The following is a 13,873-nucleotide window of genomic DNA, read 5'->3' as shown; positions in this document are numbered from 1 at the left end:
GAAAGGAACCACCCACCTCGTGAAGCCCTACTACCAGGACGAGCTGATCACCCTGTACGTCGGCGACTGCCTGAAGATCCCCGCCTGGGCGAGCGCCGACGTACTCATCACCGACCCGCCCTACGGCGTGGGCGGCAACCTCACCACCACCTCAGCCGTCCAGGAGTGGGACAAGACCCTCGCCGTCCGCGACGCCGCGCTCGAGATGTTCCTCTCGGGCGGCGCTCGCGGCGACGAGCTCGACCGGCCCTACGCGATGTTCGCCTCGCCACGTCGTCTCGACGCCGCGGTGCCGTACCGGCAGACGCCTCTGGTGTGGGACAAGGGCGAGGGCGTCGGCATGGGCGACACCCGGTTCCCGTGGCGCCCGTCCTACGAGCTCATCTACGTCTCGGGCTCCGGCTGGTCCGGGCACCGCAGCTCGGCCGTGCTGCGCGTGCCGCTCGCGTCGAACGCCGCGACGAAGGCCGGCCACCCGACCCCGAAGCCGGTCGCGCTCATGCGGATGCTCATCGAGAAGGCCCCGGGCGGCGTGATCGCTGACCCGTTCGCCGGCACGGGCTCGACGCTCGTCGCCGCGAAGGAGCTCGGCCGCACCGCCGTCGGCGTCGAGCTCGACCCCACCTACGCCGCCCTGGCAGCCGACCGGCTCGCCCAGGACGCGCTGGACCTCGGCGGCATCTGACCGCCTCCCCGACACAACGACCCGAGGAGGACCCGCACCTCATGACGTGGCTGCGACTGACCGACACCTACGCGACACACCCGACGGTGCTCGCGGTGCTCGAGCACCCGGATGCTGACGAGCGTTCGGTCGACGAGGTGTGCGGGTTCATGACGCGCCTGTCGACGCAGGCGGCCCAGCACTTCACGGACTACGTCGTGTCGTTCGGGACCGCGGTGACGATGGCCGGCACCAGAGCGCGCGCCGAGAGGCTGCTGCTGCTCGCCGAGTTCGCCGGGTACGGCGTGCTCGAGCAGGACGACGAGACGGGACGGCGCCGCTTCAAGCTGGTCGACGACCCCGAGTTCGTTCACATGATCACGGCCGAGGAGTACGCCTGGCAGAAGCAGCGCAAGGCCGACAACGCGAAGCCGGAGATCATCGCGCCCGTGCGGTGCCGCGACGGCGACGTGTGCCGGTACTGCTGGAACGTCGTCAACTTCGAGATCAAGCGCGGCAAGAAGCGCGGCACCTACGATCACCGCCCGCCCGGCAAGCCCGGCTCGGCCGAGACGACGGTCGTCGCGTGCGGTGAGTGCAACGCCAAGCGCGGGAACCGGCCGCTCGCGGTGGCCGACCTGGAGCTCCCGCTCCTCGACGTCCCCGCGGAGCCGTACTACAACGCCAAGACGCGCGACTGGCTGCAGGGCTACGCGCAGATCCTTCGCCAGCACGGGATGGTCCCGCCGCCTTCGGCGCCGGACCAGAAGAACCTCGTCGCGGGCCGTCCTGCCCCTGGCGCGCCGGCAGCTCCTCGTGAGCGCCGCGCGACGGGCACCACGGCCCAGGCAGCAGCGGACACCGCACCCTCGCGTGTGCGACCCGCAGCGCCCGCGAAGGACGCGCGCACGGCCCCGCGCCGACCGCGTCCGGCAGAACCCGGCAGAAGCCCGCAGAAGTCCAGTCTCCAGGATCCGGATTCGCCGGGTCGGGTCGGGACGGGTCGGGACGGGTCTCTTCTGGATGGGTCTCCACCAACAACACCCCCAGCCGCCAGACCAGACCAGCCCACCGCCCGACCGAGTGCGAACCCCCAGCGTCGAAACCGCCGCGGCCGTCGAGGTGGACGCACGCGCACGCCCCAACGAGGAGACACCTGATGCCCACGCCCCAGCAGGCGATCGCCACCTGCACCGCCCACTCGTGGATCGAGACCACGACCTACGACGACGCCCGCCGCGTGTACGCCTGCACGGCCTGCCCCGAGACGACGACGGGGTGCCAGGACTGCGACCGTCCGCTCGTGGCGACCGCGCTCCTGATCTGCAAACGGTGCCTCGCCCGCGCCTACGGCCTGCTCGACGACATCGCGACCTACCTCGCTGAGATGACCGACGTCGCCAAGGTCGCCGTCGGCCTGCGTGCCGTCCGGTACGACCTCACCGGAACGTCCTCGGCCGTGAACACGGACCGGCTCCCGCACGGCCTCGACCCTGCGTACCGCGAGGATGCCTTCCGGTCCGGGCCGTCGTCGATCCGCACCCAGGACGGCGCGCTCGACCTGCTCGAGGCATGGGTCGATGACTGGTCCGAGAAGGTGGGCGACACCGAGGGCGCCTGGGACACGCTCGAGTACTTGCGCTCGCACACGGTCTGGGCCGCCCAGAACCACCCGGCGTGGCCTACGTACCTCGATGAGCTGCGCGCCACGCGCGCCGTGGTGCGCAGGCTCGCGGGCCTCGCCCCCGAGCGCGAGGCCGCCCCGTGTTTCCACTGCGGCGGCGCCATCGTGCGCGACTGGCACGTCGCCGAAGGCCTGTCCGACGTCGTGCGGTGCACGAGCTGCCGGCGCTCGTGGGCGAGCGAGGCGCACCTCGCGCTCGCAGCACGCTGGCACGTGCACGCGCTGCCTCACGAGCGTCCCGAGACGCTCGTCACGGCCGAGCAGGCGCGGACCATCTTCCCGGACCTGAACCCCTCGACGTGGCGGTCCTGGATGCGTCGCGACCGTGAAATGCCGGTCCCGTTCGCCCAACGCATCCCGGTGCGCGGCTTCGACGCCCGCGGTCGCGAGCTCTTCGCCGTCGCCGACATCGCGACCCGGGTCGAGGCGTCGCGGACATGAGTCGCGTGCCGCTCGCACGACAGGCCGACGACCGGCTATAGTCGCTGCAACGCTTCTGAGGTTCTCGCATGCCTCGGACCAGGACCGCCCGGTTGAGCATCCCGCTCCCGGGCGGTCTTTGCGTTCCCAGACACCCGGGGTTGGGGCTCCGGGCCGGCCGAGACCCGCCGCGCGCCTTCCTTCCCGCGCGGCCGTGGCAGGCCAGAGGCCGGCGGCGATCGAACGCACGCGATCGCCGCCGGCCCCACACTCTCCCCGCCGTCGCCCGGACCGTGCGGCACACAGACCACGGGATCTAGGCACGGGTCACCGGCGACGGCGGGGGAGGTACTCGGGTGCGGATCAGGCTCAGGCTGCAGGTCGACGTCACGCGGCGGACGAGCGCGCGACGAGCGCGCGACGGGGCCGAGGCGAGGGGGGTGTCCGAGCTGGACGCCCTGGTCGAGCATGCCGACCCTGCGCCCCGGCCCGAGTACCCGATCGGCTTCCGCCCGAACGACCGGGACGACGACTGATGCCGAGCCCTGGGCGCAAGCGCAACGGGCACCGGTGGCGGGAGGTCGAGAGGCGGGTCCTCGCGGAGGAGACCCGCTGTGCGCTGTGCGACGAGCCTGTCGACAAGACGCTCGACCGCACGCGTGACCGGCGTTCGGCGGCGATCGACCACGACGTGCCGCTCGACCGTGGTGGTCCCGAGTACGACAGGTGGAACGTTCGCCTGATGCACCGCGGCTGCAACCGGTGGAAGTCGACGATGACGTTGGAGGAGGCCCGGGCGAAGCGCGCGGGTCTCCTGGCGCGTCCCGCGATCGTCTCCTCGCCCGGTTGGTGACCCCGGGGGACACCCCCTCCCCCGTGGGGGGAGGCCACCCCGGGGGGATACGGCCGATCCCTCCCCCCGACGTTTTTTCCACACGATATGCCGTCTGACCTGGGAGGATGCCGTGAACCTGGCCGAAGCGCTCGCGCTCACGAAGAGCGGCAAGACCGTCGTCGTCGTCCACGAGACTCGGATCGCCGGCGTGCAGCTGCTCGAGCGCATGCCCGACGGCGTGCTCGACGGCGCAGCGCGCATTAACCGGACCAACGGGGACCAGTTCGTCCGGTTCGACGGCGGCGGCCTCCTCCGGTTCCTCAACGTCCACCAGGTCCGGACCGGCTACGCCCGCGGGATCTCGGCCGACGTCGTGCTCGTCGACGCGGCGGTGCCGCTCGACGGCCGCCTCGTGCTCGAGCTCGGGCCGGTGATCGGACCGGACGGCGCGTTCGCCGTCGGGCCGCTCAGCTGATGCCCACCCCGGGCGATCCCGTCGAGACGGCGGCCGAGGAGGAGAAGCCGGCGACGATCCTCGACGCCACGGAGAACGACGACTCGCTCGCGATGCTGATCGCGCTGCGCCGGCGCCTGGCCCGCGGCTGCGACGACGAGCGCACCTCACCGCGCGACCTGGCCGCGCTCTCTCGCCGCCTGGTCGAGGTCGACCGCGACATCAGGTCCCGCAAGGCGCAGGAGGAGGCCGAGAGCGGGCCGAAGGAGGGCGGCGACGGTGGCGGTGGCGACGAAGACGAGGGGTTCGACCCCGAAGCTGTCTGACGTCGCCCGGCACGTCGTCTACCCCGAAGGCATCGTCACCACCGCGTGGCCGCGCGTTGTCAAGAAGTGCGCCGAGCTCGGCGTCACGTTCGACGAGTGGCAGCACGGCATCGGGCGGATCTCGCTCGGCAAGCGCGCCGACGGGAAGTACGCCGCGACCGTGGGCGGCGTCGTGCTGTCCATCCCGCGCCAGGTCGGCAAGACGTTCCTCGTCGGCATGATCGTCATCGCACTGTGCCTGCTGAACCCGGGCCTGACGGTCCTGTGGTCCGCGCACCGCACGAAGACCTCGACGAAGACGTTCGGCTCGCTCAAGGGCATGACGTCGCGCCGCAAGATCAAGCCCCACATGCTCGAGCCCCGCAACACCAACGGCGAGCAGGAGATCCGGTTCCGCAACGGGTCGGTCATCATGTTCGGCGCGCGCGAGGGCGGCTTCGGCCGAGGCTTCGACGAGGTCGATATCGAGGTGTTCGACGAGGCGCAGATCCTCACGGAGAAGGCGCTCGAGGACATGATCGCCGCGACGAACCAGACCCGCCGGCCCGAGGGCGCGCTGCTGTTCTTCATGGGCACCCCGCCGCGACCCTCCGACCCTGGGCAGGAGTTCGCGAACCGGCGCAAGAAGGCGCTCGCGGGCAAGTCGAAGAACATGGTCTACGTCGAGTTCTCCGCGGACCCGCAGACCGGCAAGCCCGGCGGGCCGTCGCTCGACAACCACAAGCAGTGGAAGAAGGCCAACCCTTCCTTCCCGAACCGCACGCCGGTCGAGTCGATCGAGCGCCTGCGCGAGAACCTGACCAACGACGCGTCGTTCCGCCGCGAGGGGCTGGGCATCTGGGACGAGGACAACCCGTCCTCGCGCCTGATCACCTCCGACCAGTGGTACAACACGCGCGTCCGCAAGGCGCCGGACGGCATCAAGTCGTTCGGCGTCGCGTTCTCCCTCAACGGCGACCGCGTCGCGCTCGCGGGCGCGCGCAAGCACGCCGGCGGTGTGCACGTCGAACTCATCGACGCGATGTCGGGGGGCATCGACGACGGCATGGGCCCGCTCGCCGCGTGGCTCGCGGAGCGGTGGCGCCAGACGGCCGAGATCGTCATCTCCGGCCGGTCCGGCGCGGCCGCGCTCAAGGCCGCGCTGCGCAAGGCCGGCGTCCCCGAGCGCGTGATCCGCCTCGCGACGACCGAGCAGTACCTCACGGCGTGCTCGACGTTCCACGAGGCGATCCGGTCCGGCAACGCCACCCACCTCGACAGCGACGGCCAGGCCGCGCTCGACGACTCGATCGCCGTCTCGGACAAGAAGATGCGCGGCACCTCCGGCGCGTGGGGCTGGATGGCCACGACACCGGACGGTGACGAGACACCCGCCGAGGCCGTGAGCCTGGCGCACCACGGCGCGCTGACGACGAAGCGCAACCCGAATCGCAAGGCGAAGGCGGTGGTCATGTGACGACGGGCTCGGGCCTCGCGTTCTTCCCAGCGATGTGGGCGACCCCTCAGGTGCTCGGGCTCAACGCCGACACCCAGCAGGTCCTGAACGAGCTCGGTGAGCAGTGGGCCCGGTGCCTGCCGCGCAACATCGAGCGGATGATGTACCTCGACGCGAAGAACCGCCTCAAGGACCTCGCCGTCTCGATACCGCCGAACATCCTCGACAAGCTCGAGACCGTGCTCGGCTGGCCCGCGAAGGCGGTCTACGAGCTGTCGAACCGCATCGTGTTCGAGCGCGTCGCGGGCGTCGACGAGACCGACCGCGACCCGTTCGGGCTCGCGACGCTCCTCGAGGACAACCGGTTCGAGATCGAGTTCCCGCAGGCGGTGAGCAGCTCGCTCGCGCAGTCCGTCGCGTTCGTCTCGACGACCAACGGTGACACCGCCGCCGGCGAGCCCGACGTGCTCGTCGCGTTCCACTCCGCCCTGTGGGCCACCGGGCTGTGGAACCGTCGCACGCGCTCGCTTCGCGCCGGCATGCTCGTGAACGACGTCGACGAGCTCGGCGTCCCGACGATGCTCACCGTCATGGTTCCGGGCGAGACGATCGTCTGCCTCAAGGGCACGGCCGGCTGGTACGTCGCCGACGTCTACCGCAACCACCTGCGCGGGCGCATCCCGATGGAGGCGATGCCGTTCCGGCCCACGCTCGAGCGCCCCTTCGGCCGCTCGCGCATCGACCGGCCCGTCATGTCCGTGACCGACCGCGCGATGCGCGCCTCGGCCCGACTCGAGGTCCACTCCGAGCTGTTCTCCGCGCTCAAGCTCATCCTGCTCGGCGCGGACGAGAAGGCGTTCCAGAGCAGCGACGGCAAGAGCATCCCGCTCTGGTCGTTCTACATGGGTCGCCTCAACACGCTGTCCAAGGACGAGGACGGCGACCTGCCCAAGCTCGAGCAGATCGCCGCGCAGTCTCCCGAGCCGCACATCGCGGTCCTGCGCCAGCTCGCCGCGGAGTTCTCCGGACACACCGGCGTCCCGCTCGGCTCGCTCGGCATCGCGACCGACAACCCCGAGTCCGCCGGCGCGAAGCAGGAAGCCCGACAGGACATCGTCGGCGACGCCGAGAACCAGCACGTCGTCTACGGCGCCGCCCTCAAGCGCACCTTCGCCAACGCCGTCATGCTCCGCGACCGGCTCACCGAGCCGCCCGCCGGCATGCGCGACCTCAAGCTCCGGTTCCGGCCGCCGTCGAAGCCCACGCTCGCCGCGCTCGCGGACGCCGGGTCGAAGCAGCTCGCCGCGCTGCCCGAGCTCGCGCAGGACGAGGTCGGGCTCGAGCTCGCCGGCCTGGACTCCGGGCAGATCGAACGCGTGATGGCCGGACGTCGACGTCGTGCGGGACGCTCTGCGCTCGAGGCGGTCGCCGCGATCGGCGCCACCCGGGAGCAGGGCCAGCCCGCGGCCGCCACGGCGACCGAGGACGCGCAGCGGCTCAAGGTCCAGTTCGAGGCGCTCGGCCTCGGCGTGCGCGCCGGCGTCGACCCCGGCGAGGTCGCCGCCCGTGTCGGTCTCCCGGGGATCAAGTTCACGGGCGCGGTGCCGGTCTCGCTGCGCCAGCCCGAGGACGAGGCCCGCGGGCTCGAGGAGAAGTAGCCGATGGTCACCCAGGCCCAGGCCGGCGAGCTCCGCGACGCCCAGGCCGGCATCCTGACGCTGCTCTCGCGCGACCTCGGGGCGTTCTTCGCCTCGCTCGACCTGGACAAGCCCGAGCTCGCGCGCGACGCGCTGCTCGAGTACCTGCCGCTCCTGGTCGCGCAGTACGGCGAGGCGGGCGCGGCGGCCGCGGCCGACTGGTTCGACGAGGCCCGCTCCGAGGAGCGCGTCCCGGGCCGGTTCCGTGCCGAGGTTGCCGAGCCCGTCGCGCCGGAGATCGTCGAGGCGTCCGTCCGGTACTCCGCCGGGCACCTGTTCAGCGCGACGCCCGGGCTCACCCTTCCGTCGTTGCAGAGCGCGGCGAGCAAGCAGGTCCTCCTGCCCGCTCGCCAGACGATCGTCCAGGCGACCGGACGCGACCCTCGTGCCGTGGGCTGGCGGCGTGTGACCCGCGCCGGGTCGTGCGACTTCTGCCGGTTCCTCGCCCAAGGGGGCCGGTACTACAAGGAAGCGACAGCGCACTTCGCCTCGCACGGCGACTGCAACTGCGCCGCAGTCCCCTCCTGGGACCCCGACGCGCCCGAGGTCGACGTCGACGCCTACGTCGCCTCCCAGCGCATGGAGTCCGTGCGCCGCCGCGCGGCAGCCGGCGACGCCGCGGCCGCGAGGCAGCTCGAGGAGCACACCGCGCGCGTGCGCGACTACGTCGACGCGTTCGTCGCCGTCGACTGATCTTCCGGCCGCACGGCCGGGACACCACCCATCCACCACCGCGGAACCCGCACGGGTGCCGTGGCGATCCCGCACGGGAGGACAACCCCAGATGAGCACCGAGAGCGAGCCGCGCACGACGGCGAACGTCCTCGGCAAGTTCCGCAAGGAGCTGACCGAGAACGGCATCCCCGACGACGTCGCGGACGACCTCGTCCGCGAGGCCGGCATCACCGAGATCCGCAACGACGGCTGGAGCGTGAAGCGATGACCTTCCCTCCGACCCCGACCCCGGCCGCCCCGACCCCCCCCGAACCGGGCACGCCGACGCCGTCGGCACCGCCCGTGCCCACACCGCCGCCGGCTGCACAGGCTCCGGCGAACGCCCCCGCCCCGACCGACCCGCCGGCTCCTGCACAGGAGCCGGACTGGAAGACCGAGGCGCGCAAGTGGGAGGACCGCGCGAAGGCGAACAAGGCCGCGGCCGAGGAGCTCGAGCGGATCAAGGCCGAGAAGATGACCGACGAGCAGAAGGCCGCAAAGGCGCTCGCGGACGCGCAGTCCGAGCTCGCGCAGTACAAGACGCGCGAGCAGGTCGCGACGTGGTCGGCCGAGATCGTTCAGGGCTCGAGCGTGCCGGCGTCCGCGCTGCGCGGCTCGACCCGCGAGGAGCTCGAGGCGCACTTCGAGGAGCTCAAGGCGCTCATCACCCCCCAGCCGCCCGCGGCCCCACCGGTGCCGAGCGTCACGCAGACGCCGTCGACGCCGCCCGGGAACGTGCCGCTGCGTGACCAGATCGCGGCCGCGGAGGCGGCCGGGAACAAGGACCTGGTCGCGACGCTCAAGGCGATGCAGCTGGGGTCCGTCTCTCCGTAACCACGACCCCCAGGAAGGGGTGGCCTGATGGCCGGTATCACCGGGCAGGGAACGACGTTCAACCTGCCGAACTACGTCGGCGAGCTCTTCGCCGCGTCCCCCGAGGACACGCCGCTGCTCTCCTCGATCGGCGGACTCACCGGCGGCGAGTCCGTCGGCGCCACGCTGTTCGAGTGGCAGGGCTACGACCTGCGCGACGCGCAGAACAACCGCCAGCGGCTCGAGGGCGCCGACGCGCCGACGGGCGAGGCGCGAGTGCGCTACAACGCGCAGAACGTGGTCGAGATCCACCAGGAGGCCGTCTCGATTTCCTACACGAAGCAGGGCGCCACGAAGCAGCGCGGCGTCGGTGCGACTGCGGTCACGGTCGGCACGACGGTCATCCCGGCCGACGAGCTCGCGTGGCAGCTGCAGCAGCAGTTCAAGCAGATCGCGCGCGACGTCGAGCTGACCTTCTGGACGGGCACCTACGCCCGCCCGGCGGACAACACCGCGCCGCGCAAGACCCGCGGTCTGATCGAGGCGACCACGACGAACGTCGTGACCGCCGAGTACGCCGCGGGCTCGACCCCGGGCTCCGCGCTCACCGAGGAGCTCGTCCTCGACCTCATGCAGGAGTGCTGGGAGAACGGAGGCATCCAGGAGGGCGAGACCCGCACCGTCGGTGTCAACGCCGGCCTCAAGCGCGTCCTGACGAAGATCTTCATCAAGGACCGCGGGTACGAGGAGCAGTCGCGCAACGTCGGCGGTGTGAACCTCCAGACGTTCGAGACCGACTTCGGCCGGGTGAACATCATGCTCAACCGGTACATCCCGACGAACGTCCTGCAGGTGGTCTCGCTCGAGGAGCTCAAGCCGGCGTTCCTCGAGATCCCCGGCAAGGGCCACTTCTTCGCCGAGCCCCTCGCCAAGACCGGCTCCGCCGACAAGGTGCAGATCTACGGCGAGATCGGCCTCAACTACGGCAACGAGCGCAAGCACGGCAAGATCGTGCTCACCGAGGGGGTCTGATCGTGGGTGTCATCGTCCGGTCCGAGAAGTACAAGGGCCTCATCGTCGGCGACGTCGGCCTCCGGTTCGTCGACGGCGAGCTCGAGGTCGAGGACCCCAAGGTCCTCGCCCGGCTGCGCCGCCTCGCCCACCTCGGCGTCGTCGTCCCCGACGACACCCCGAGCGGGCGCCGCAGCGGGCCGCGCAGCGGCACCAAGGCGGGTCAGGGCGCCACGGGCAAGGGCAAGGCCCCCGAGCCCGCCAGCACCCCGCAGAAGCCCGCCGACGCGCCCGAGGGTGGCGTCGCCGAGCCGAAGGGCAACGCCTCGCGCGACGAGTGGGCGGCCTACGCCGCACACCTCGGACTCGAGGTGCCCGACGACGCGGGTCGCGACGCGATCAAGGACCTCGTCGCCGCGGCGGCCGCCGAGTCGCTCGGTGGTGGCGAGCAGCCCGACGACGCCGGCACCGAGGAGTCGGAGGACGACGAGTCCGACGACGACGCGGACGCCGGCGAGACCAGCGACGAGTCCGACGCCGGCGACAAGGGCGACGGCGAGACCGACTGGTGAGAGAGGGGAGGCCCGACCATGGCATACGCCGACGTCGATGACCTGAGGCTGCGATGGCCGGGCCTCCCCGACACCGAGGAAGCGGAGGCGCGCGCCGGCGCGCTTCTCGGCGACGCCGCCACCGTGCTCGACGCCGAGAAGGCGCCGGTGCGCGACGAGAACGACGTCGTGACGGACCTCGCGGTCCGGATCATGATCTCGTGCGCGATGGTCGAGCGTGCCATGAAGTCCGACGGCGCGAGTCAGGCCGGCGTGACCCAGGAGTCGAAGACGATGGGTCCGTTCTCGCGCTCGTTCACCTTCGCAAACCCGACGGGCGACCTCTACCTCACCAAGCAGGACCGCCGGCTGCTCGGCGTCCTTCGACAGCAGGCAGCCTCGATCGATCTGCTCGCGGGTCTTGAGGTCGCACCGTGAAGGTCGAGCGGTTGCCCGCAGAGTTCACGCCGCACGTCGTCAAGGTCCGGGACCTCCTCGAGGACACAGGCATGGGCACGACCTACCGAGACGCGCGCGACGTCGACGCGTTCGCCGAGGACGAGCAGAAGGTCGTCCGCAACCGTGACGGCGCCGAGATCGTCTCGACCTCGCAGGTCCACGTGAACTTCGACGAGGTGATCCCGATCGGCTCCCTCGTCACCGTCTGGCCCGGCCTACCCGGTGAGCGCGAGGCCGAGGTCCTCGCGATCGGCCGCCACCACGCGCCCGGCTGGCCCGCGTTCCAGACGCTCTCGCTCACTTAGGAGTTGTGCGTCCAGTTGGAAGGCAAGAGCGAGGCGTCCGCGTCCCAGAGGAACAGCTCGTAGTCAGTGTCCACGCTCTGCTCCTGCGTGATCTTGCCGTCACCGTCCGGCACCCAGGACGACACCTTGAGCATCGTCAGCGCCTCGTGCGACGGGTCCGCGTAGATCGCCTGCGCAATCGTCGTAGCGACCGCCGTGAGTTCGTCCTCGGTGAGCGAGTCGCTGCAGATCCGCGCGACCGCCTCCACCATGCCGGGGTCATCGACAGAGTCGATCACCTGTGTTCCCAGGCGGAACGTCACCCCGTTCGGCATCTCGGCGCTCGCGGCCGCTGTCGCCACGGGCGAGTCCGCTGTGCCGGCCGGATCGGACGTGTCGCACGCAGCCGGGTACCCCGCCGCGCCCACGGTCGCGTCCTCGGTCGGCTCCTCCGTCGCCGTGGGTGACTCCTCCGGAGCCGTCGACATGCTTGCCTCCGGTGACGAGACGACAGGCGACGGCTCGGCCGCCTCGTCGGCGGCCGTCGTAGAACACCCCGTGATTGCGGCGATGAGCAGGGCGGGAGGAGCGAGAGTCCGTAGGCGCATGGCGCCGAGGGTACCTACGCCGAGGAGGCGATTTCGGGTGAAGTTCTACCTCCCCGTCCTATCGACGATTGAGCAGGCCGCTCAGGACGGTCTGCGCGAGGCCGGTGAGGCGCTACTCGAGGAGTCGAACGATCGCGCACCCGAGGGTCTGGGCGACCTCAAGGAAGCCGGCGACGTGCAGGTCGAGGACCTGACGGTCTCGATCTCCTACCAGACACCGACACGCCCCGGCCACAAGAGCCGCTACCCGTACATCGCGCGTCAGCACGAGGACCTGTCCTACGAGCACGAGAGCGGCGGCCCCAAGTTCCTCGAGTCCGCCGGCCAGGACATGCAGAGCGAGCTCGTGCAGATCGTCGCGCACCGGATCCAGAAGGAGCTGGGCGGATGACGGATGCAGAGCTCACGCGCGTCGTGTGCCGCCTGCTCGCGCTGCGGTGCGGCTGGGCGTGGATCCCGGGAGGGATCAACCCGACGGCGGCCGTGCGGCTGTTCTACGGCCCGATCGGCACGTCGCCGAACCGGGCGGTCGGCGTCTCCGTCTACGGCGGCGCGGACGAGCTCGAGAACGGCCTCAAGACCCGCCGGGTGCAGCTCATGCACCGCGGCGAGCAGAACGCCCCGGACGGGGCTGACGCGCTCGCGGACGCCTCGTTCGCGGCGCTGCAACGGCTCTCCCGCGTGGAGGGCCTCAACACCGTGTTCCGGCTGTCGTTCGCGCGGCTGGGACCGGACGCGACCGGTCGTCATGAGCGGTCGGACAACTACCAGATCATCATCGACAACCCGGAGGCCTAGTCATGGCACCTACCCCTCCCGCGGTCCCGGCTGGGACCTCCCTCGGCAAGTCCTACGAGTACGGGCTCGACATCGACACCGCCTACCCGGCCACGCCGGCCACCTGGCAGCCGATGCGCCGTATCGCGGACTTCCAGCCGAACATCACCCCGATCACCCAGGACGCGCAGACCTACGACGACTTCGGCGCGACGAACGAGGACAAGACGGGGGAGTCGTGGGTCCTGTCGCACTCGGTCCTCGGCAACCGGTCCGCGACGACCGGCAAGTTCCTGCCCGAGGTTCAGACCGTCGTCGACGCGACGAAGCCCTCGGCCAAGGGCCAGGACGCGGTGGTGCACCTGCGGTACTACCACAAGCCCGAGACCGGCACCCCGGACCCCGAGGACGCCTTCGAGGGCTTCGCCACGGTCGCGGTTCAGCGCGCCAACACCGGCGCTGACGGTGCCGTCGAGCGGCTCAACATCACCTACACGGGCAAGGGCCCGCGGCGGGAGATCGCGAACCCGTTCACGAGCTGGGACGCGGAGCCCGTGGAGCCGTGACCGTCGACTTCTCAGAGTGGGCGGTCCCCTCGCTGCCCCTCACGCTGGGCGAGCGCACCTACACGGTGCGCCCGCCCAGCGTGGGCGACATGGGCAAGCTGCTCGCGTGCGCCGTGCGCGCCGAGGTCAACCTCGGCATCGCGAAGGGCCCCATCCCCACCGACGTGCAGGCCGTGCTCGACACCATCGGGCCCGGCGATCACCCGGCACTCGGCGCCGACGTCTACCAGCAGATGGTCGACGACGGCGTGCACCCCACGACCATCGACCGCATGGCGTACTACGCCGTCTTCTACTGGACCCGGGGCAAGGCCGTCGCGGACATCTACGCCACAGCCCTGTGGACACCGCGTGACGGCGCGAACGCCGCGCAGACCGACGAGGACGACCTCCCAAAAGCGCCGCCGACCTCACGCCGGAACAGTGGGCGCGGTTCGGGGTCGGCGAACCCATCGACCACGACGAGCAAGGGATCCCGATCTTCGCGGACTACCGGGTCCCGGCGCACCTGAACCAGGCGCGCCCGGCCCGGCGCGGAGGCCCGATCGTCGACGACTCCTGGACAGCGATCACCC

The 13,873-nt window shown here is 71.2% G+C and carries 20 protein-coding genes; 19 read left to right on the top strand and 1 reads right to left on the bottom strand.

Going from position 1 to position 13,873, the window contains the following annotated elements:
- Positions 1-19 precede the first annotated feature (19 nt).
- From GWJ10_RS19780 to GWJ10_RS05665, 15 genes are all read left to right on the top strand, one after another.
- On the top strand, positions 20-685 hold the full coding sequence (locus tag GWJ10_RS19780) for a site-specific DNA-methyltransferase (RefSeq protein ID WP_241005682.1): 666 nt from the start codon (positions 20-22) through the stop codon (positions 683-685).
- A 41-nt stretch (positions 686-726) separates the two neighbouring features.
- Positions 727-1,824 (top strand): hypothetical protein, encoded by a 1,098-nt coding sequence (locus tag GWJ10_RS05730; RefSeq protein WP_163186004.1) that lies wholly within the window; start codon positions 727-729, stop codon positions 1,822-1,824.
- Positions 1,824-2,789, top strand: a complete 966-nt coding sequence (locus GWJ10_RS05725) for a hypothetical protein (RefSeq protein WP_163186001.1) — start codon at positions 1,824-1,826, stop codon at positions 2,787-2,789. The genes GWJ10_RS05730 and GWJ10_RS05725 overlap by 1 nt, the downstream gene beginning before the upstream one ends.
- 514 nt (positions 2,790-3,303) lie before the next feature.
- On the top strand, positions 3,304-3,621 hold the full coding sequence (locus GWJ10_RS05720) for an HNH endonuclease (RefSeq protein WP_163185998.1): 318 nt from the start codon (positions 3,304-3,306) through the stop codon (positions 3,619-3,621).
- A gap of 112 nt (positions 3,622-3,733) precedes the next feature.
- Positions 3,734-4,078, top strand: coding sequence for a hypothetical protein (locus GWJ10_RS05715; RefSeq protein ID WP_163185995.1), 345 nt, complete (start codon positions 3,734-3,736; stop codon positions 4,076-4,078).
- Positions 4,078-4,383, top strand: coding sequence for a hypothetical protein (locus GWJ10_RS05710; protein ID WP_163185992.1), 306 nt, complete (start codon positions 4,078-4,080; stop codon positions 4,381-4,383). Before GWJ10_RS05715 ends, GWJ10_RS05710 begins: the two co-directional genes overlap by 1 nt.
- The gene (locus GWJ10_RS05705) at positions 4,343-5,839 is read left to right on the top strand and encodes a terminase family protein (protein WP_163185989.1); all 1,497 of its coding nucleotides are present in this window, start codon (positions 4,343-4,345) and stop codon (positions 5,837-5,839) included. The genes GWJ10_RS05710 and GWJ10_RS05705 overlap by 41 nt, the downstream gene beginning before the upstream one ends.
- Positions 5,836-7,476, top strand: a complete 1,641-nt coding sequence (locus GWJ10_RS05700; RefSeq protein ID WP_163185986.1) for a phage portal protein — start codon at positions 5,836-5,838, stop codon at positions 7,474-7,476. Before GWJ10_RS05705 ends, GWJ10_RS05700 begins: the two co-directional genes overlap by 4 nt.
- A gap of 3 nt (positions 7,477-7,479) precedes the next feature.
- Positions 7,480-8,208: a hypothetical protein gene (locus GWJ10_RS05695; protein ID WP_163185983.1), complete on the top strand. Its 729-nt coding sequence runs from the start codon at positions 7,480-7,482 to the stop codon at positions 8,206-8,208.
- A gap of 91 nt (positions 8,209-8,299) precedes the next feature.
- A complete protein-coding gene (locus tag GWJ10_RS05690) occupies positions 8,300-8,458 on the top strand; it encodes a hypothetical protein (protein WP_163185980.1) in 159 nt (52 codons plus the stop codon).
- Between the two features lie 74 nt (positions 8,459-8,532).
- Positions 8,533-9,063, top strand: coding sequence for a hypothetical protein (locus GWJ10_RS05685; RefSeq protein ID WP_163185977.1), 531 nt, complete (start codon positions 8,533-8,535; stop codon positions 9,061-9,063).
- 27 nt (positions 9,064-9,090) lie between these two features.
- Positions 9,091-10,074 carry a DUF5309 family protein gene (locus GWJ10_RS05680; RefSeq protein WP_163185974.1) on the top strand — a complete coding sequence of 328 codons (984 nt, stop codon included), beginning with the start codon at positions 9,091-9,093 and terminating at the stop codon, positions 10,072-10,074.
- Positions 10,075-10,076: 2 nt separating this feature from the next.
- On the top strand, positions 10,077-10,625 hold the full coding sequence (locus GWJ10_RS05675) for a hypothetical protein (protein ID WP_163185972.1): 549 nt from the start codon (positions 10,077-10,079) through the stop codon (positions 10,623-10,625).
- An 18-nt stretch (positions 10,626-10,643) separates the two neighbouring features.
- Entirely contained in the window at positions 10,644-11,042 is a 399-nt protein-coding gene (locus GWJ10_RS05670) for a Gp19/Gp15/Gp42 family protein (protein WP_163185969.1), read from the top strand.
- Complete coding sequence (locus tag GWJ10_RS05665; RefSeq protein WP_163185967.1) at positions 11,039-11,368, top strand: hypothetical protein; 330 nt, start codon at positions 11,039-11,041, stop codon at positions 11,366-11,368. Before GWJ10_RS05670 ends, GWJ10_RS05665 begins: the two co-directional genes overlap by 4 nt.
- Here GWJ10_RS05665 and GWJ10_RS05660 read toward each other — a convergent pair.
- On the bottom strand, positions 11,365-11,835 hold the full coding sequence (locus GWJ10_RS05660) for a hypothetical protein (protein WP_163185964.1): 471 nt from the start codon (positions 11,833-11,835) through the stop codon (positions 11,365-11,367). The genes GWJ10_RS05665 and GWJ10_RS05660 overlap by 4 nt on opposite strands.
- A 157-nt stretch (positions 11,836-11,992) precedes the next feature.
- On the opposite strand from GWJ10_RS05660, the gene GWJ10_RS05655 reads away from it, so the two are divergent.
- The 4 genes from GWJ10_RS05655 to GWJ10_RS05640 are packed head-to-tail and all read left to right on the top strand — an operon-like array spanning position 11,993 to position 13,810.
- A complete protein-coding gene (locus GWJ10_RS05655; RefSeq protein WP_163185961.1) occupies positions 11,993-12,346 on the top strand; it encodes a hypothetical protein in 354 nt (117 codons plus the stop codon).
- Positions 12,343-12,753 carry a minor capsid protein gene (locus GWJ10_RS05650; protein ID WP_163185958.1) on the top strand — a complete coding sequence of 137 codons (411 nt, stop codon included), beginning with the start codon at positions 12,343-12,345 and terminating at the stop codon, positions 12,751-12,753. Before GWJ10_RS05655 ends, GWJ10_RS05650 begins: the two co-directional genes overlap by 4 nt.
- 2 nt (positions 12,754-12,755) lie before the next feature.
- Positions 12,756-13,298 (top strand): hypothetical protein, encoded by a 543-nt coding sequence (locus GWJ10_RS05645; protein WP_163185955.1) that lies wholly within the window; start codon positions 12,756-12,758, stop codon positions 13,296-13,298.
- Complete coding sequence (locus GWJ10_RS05640; protein ID WP_163185953.1) at positions 13,295-13,810, top strand: hypothetical protein; 516 nt, start codon at positions 13,295-13,297, stop codon at positions 13,808-13,810. The genes GWJ10_RS05645 and GWJ10_RS05640 overlap by 4 nt, the downstream gene beginning before the upstream one ends.
- Positions 13,811-13,873: the final 63 nt, after the last annotated feature.

Origin of the sequence: Cellulosimicrobium sp. SL-1 (assembly GCF_011033075.1) — a bacterium.
GTDB classification, from domain to species: Bacteria; Actinomycetota; Actinomycetes; order Actinomycetales; family Cellulomonadaceae; genus Cellulosimicrobium; species Cellulosimicrobium funkei.
This window is presented reverse-complemented; position numbering and strand designations above follow the sequence as displayed.

Excerpts from the sequence above, each read along its gene's own strand:
- GWJ10_RS05720 (WP_163185998.1), top strand. The coding sequence starts at position 3,304 with ATGCCGAGCCCTGGGCGCAAGCGCAACGGGCACCGGTGGCGGGAGGTC.
- GWJ10_RS05680 (WP_163185974.1), top strand. The coding sequence starts at position 9,091 with ATGGCCGGTATCACCGGGCAGGGAACGACGTTCAACCTGCCGAACTAC.
- GWJ10_RS05645 (WP_163185955.1), top strand. The coding sequence starts at position 12,756 with ATGGCACCTACCCCTCCCGCGGTCCCGGCTGGGACCTCCCTCGGCAAG.
- GWJ10_RS05725 (WP_163186001.1), top strand. The coding sequence starts at position 1,824 with ATGCCCACGCCCCAGCAGGCGATCGCCACCTGCACCGCCCACTCGTGG.
- GWJ10_RS05695 (WP_163185983.1), top strand. The coding sequence starts at position 7,480 with ATGGTCACCCAGGCCCAGGCCGGCGAGCTCCGCGACGCCCAGGCCGGC.
- GWJ10_RS05660 (WP_163185964.1), bottom strand. The coding sequence starts at position 11,835 with ATGTCGACGGCTCCGGAGGAGTCACCCACGGCGACGGAGGAGCCGACC.
- GWJ10_RS05690 (WP_163185980.1), top strand. The coding sequence starts at position 8,300 with ATGAGCACCGAGAGCGAGCCGCGCACGACGGCGAACGTCCTCGGCAAG.
- GWJ10_RS05730 (WP_163186004.1), top strand. The coding sequence starts at position 727 with ATGACGTGGCTGCGACTGACCGACACCTACGCGACACACCCGACGGTG.
- GWJ10_RS05650 (WP_163185958.1), top strand. The coding sequence starts at position 12,343 with ATGACGGATGCAGAGCTCACGCGCGTCGTGTGCCGCCTGCTCGCGCTG.
- GWJ10_RS05670 (WP_163185969.1), top strand. The coding sequence starts at position 10,644 with ATGGCATACGCCGACGTCGATGACCTGAGGCTGCGATGGCCGGGCCTC.
- GWJ10_RS05710 (WP_163185992.1), top strand. The coding sequence starts at position 4,078 with ATGCCCACCCCGGGCGATCCCGTCGAGACGGCGGCCGAGGAGGAGAAG.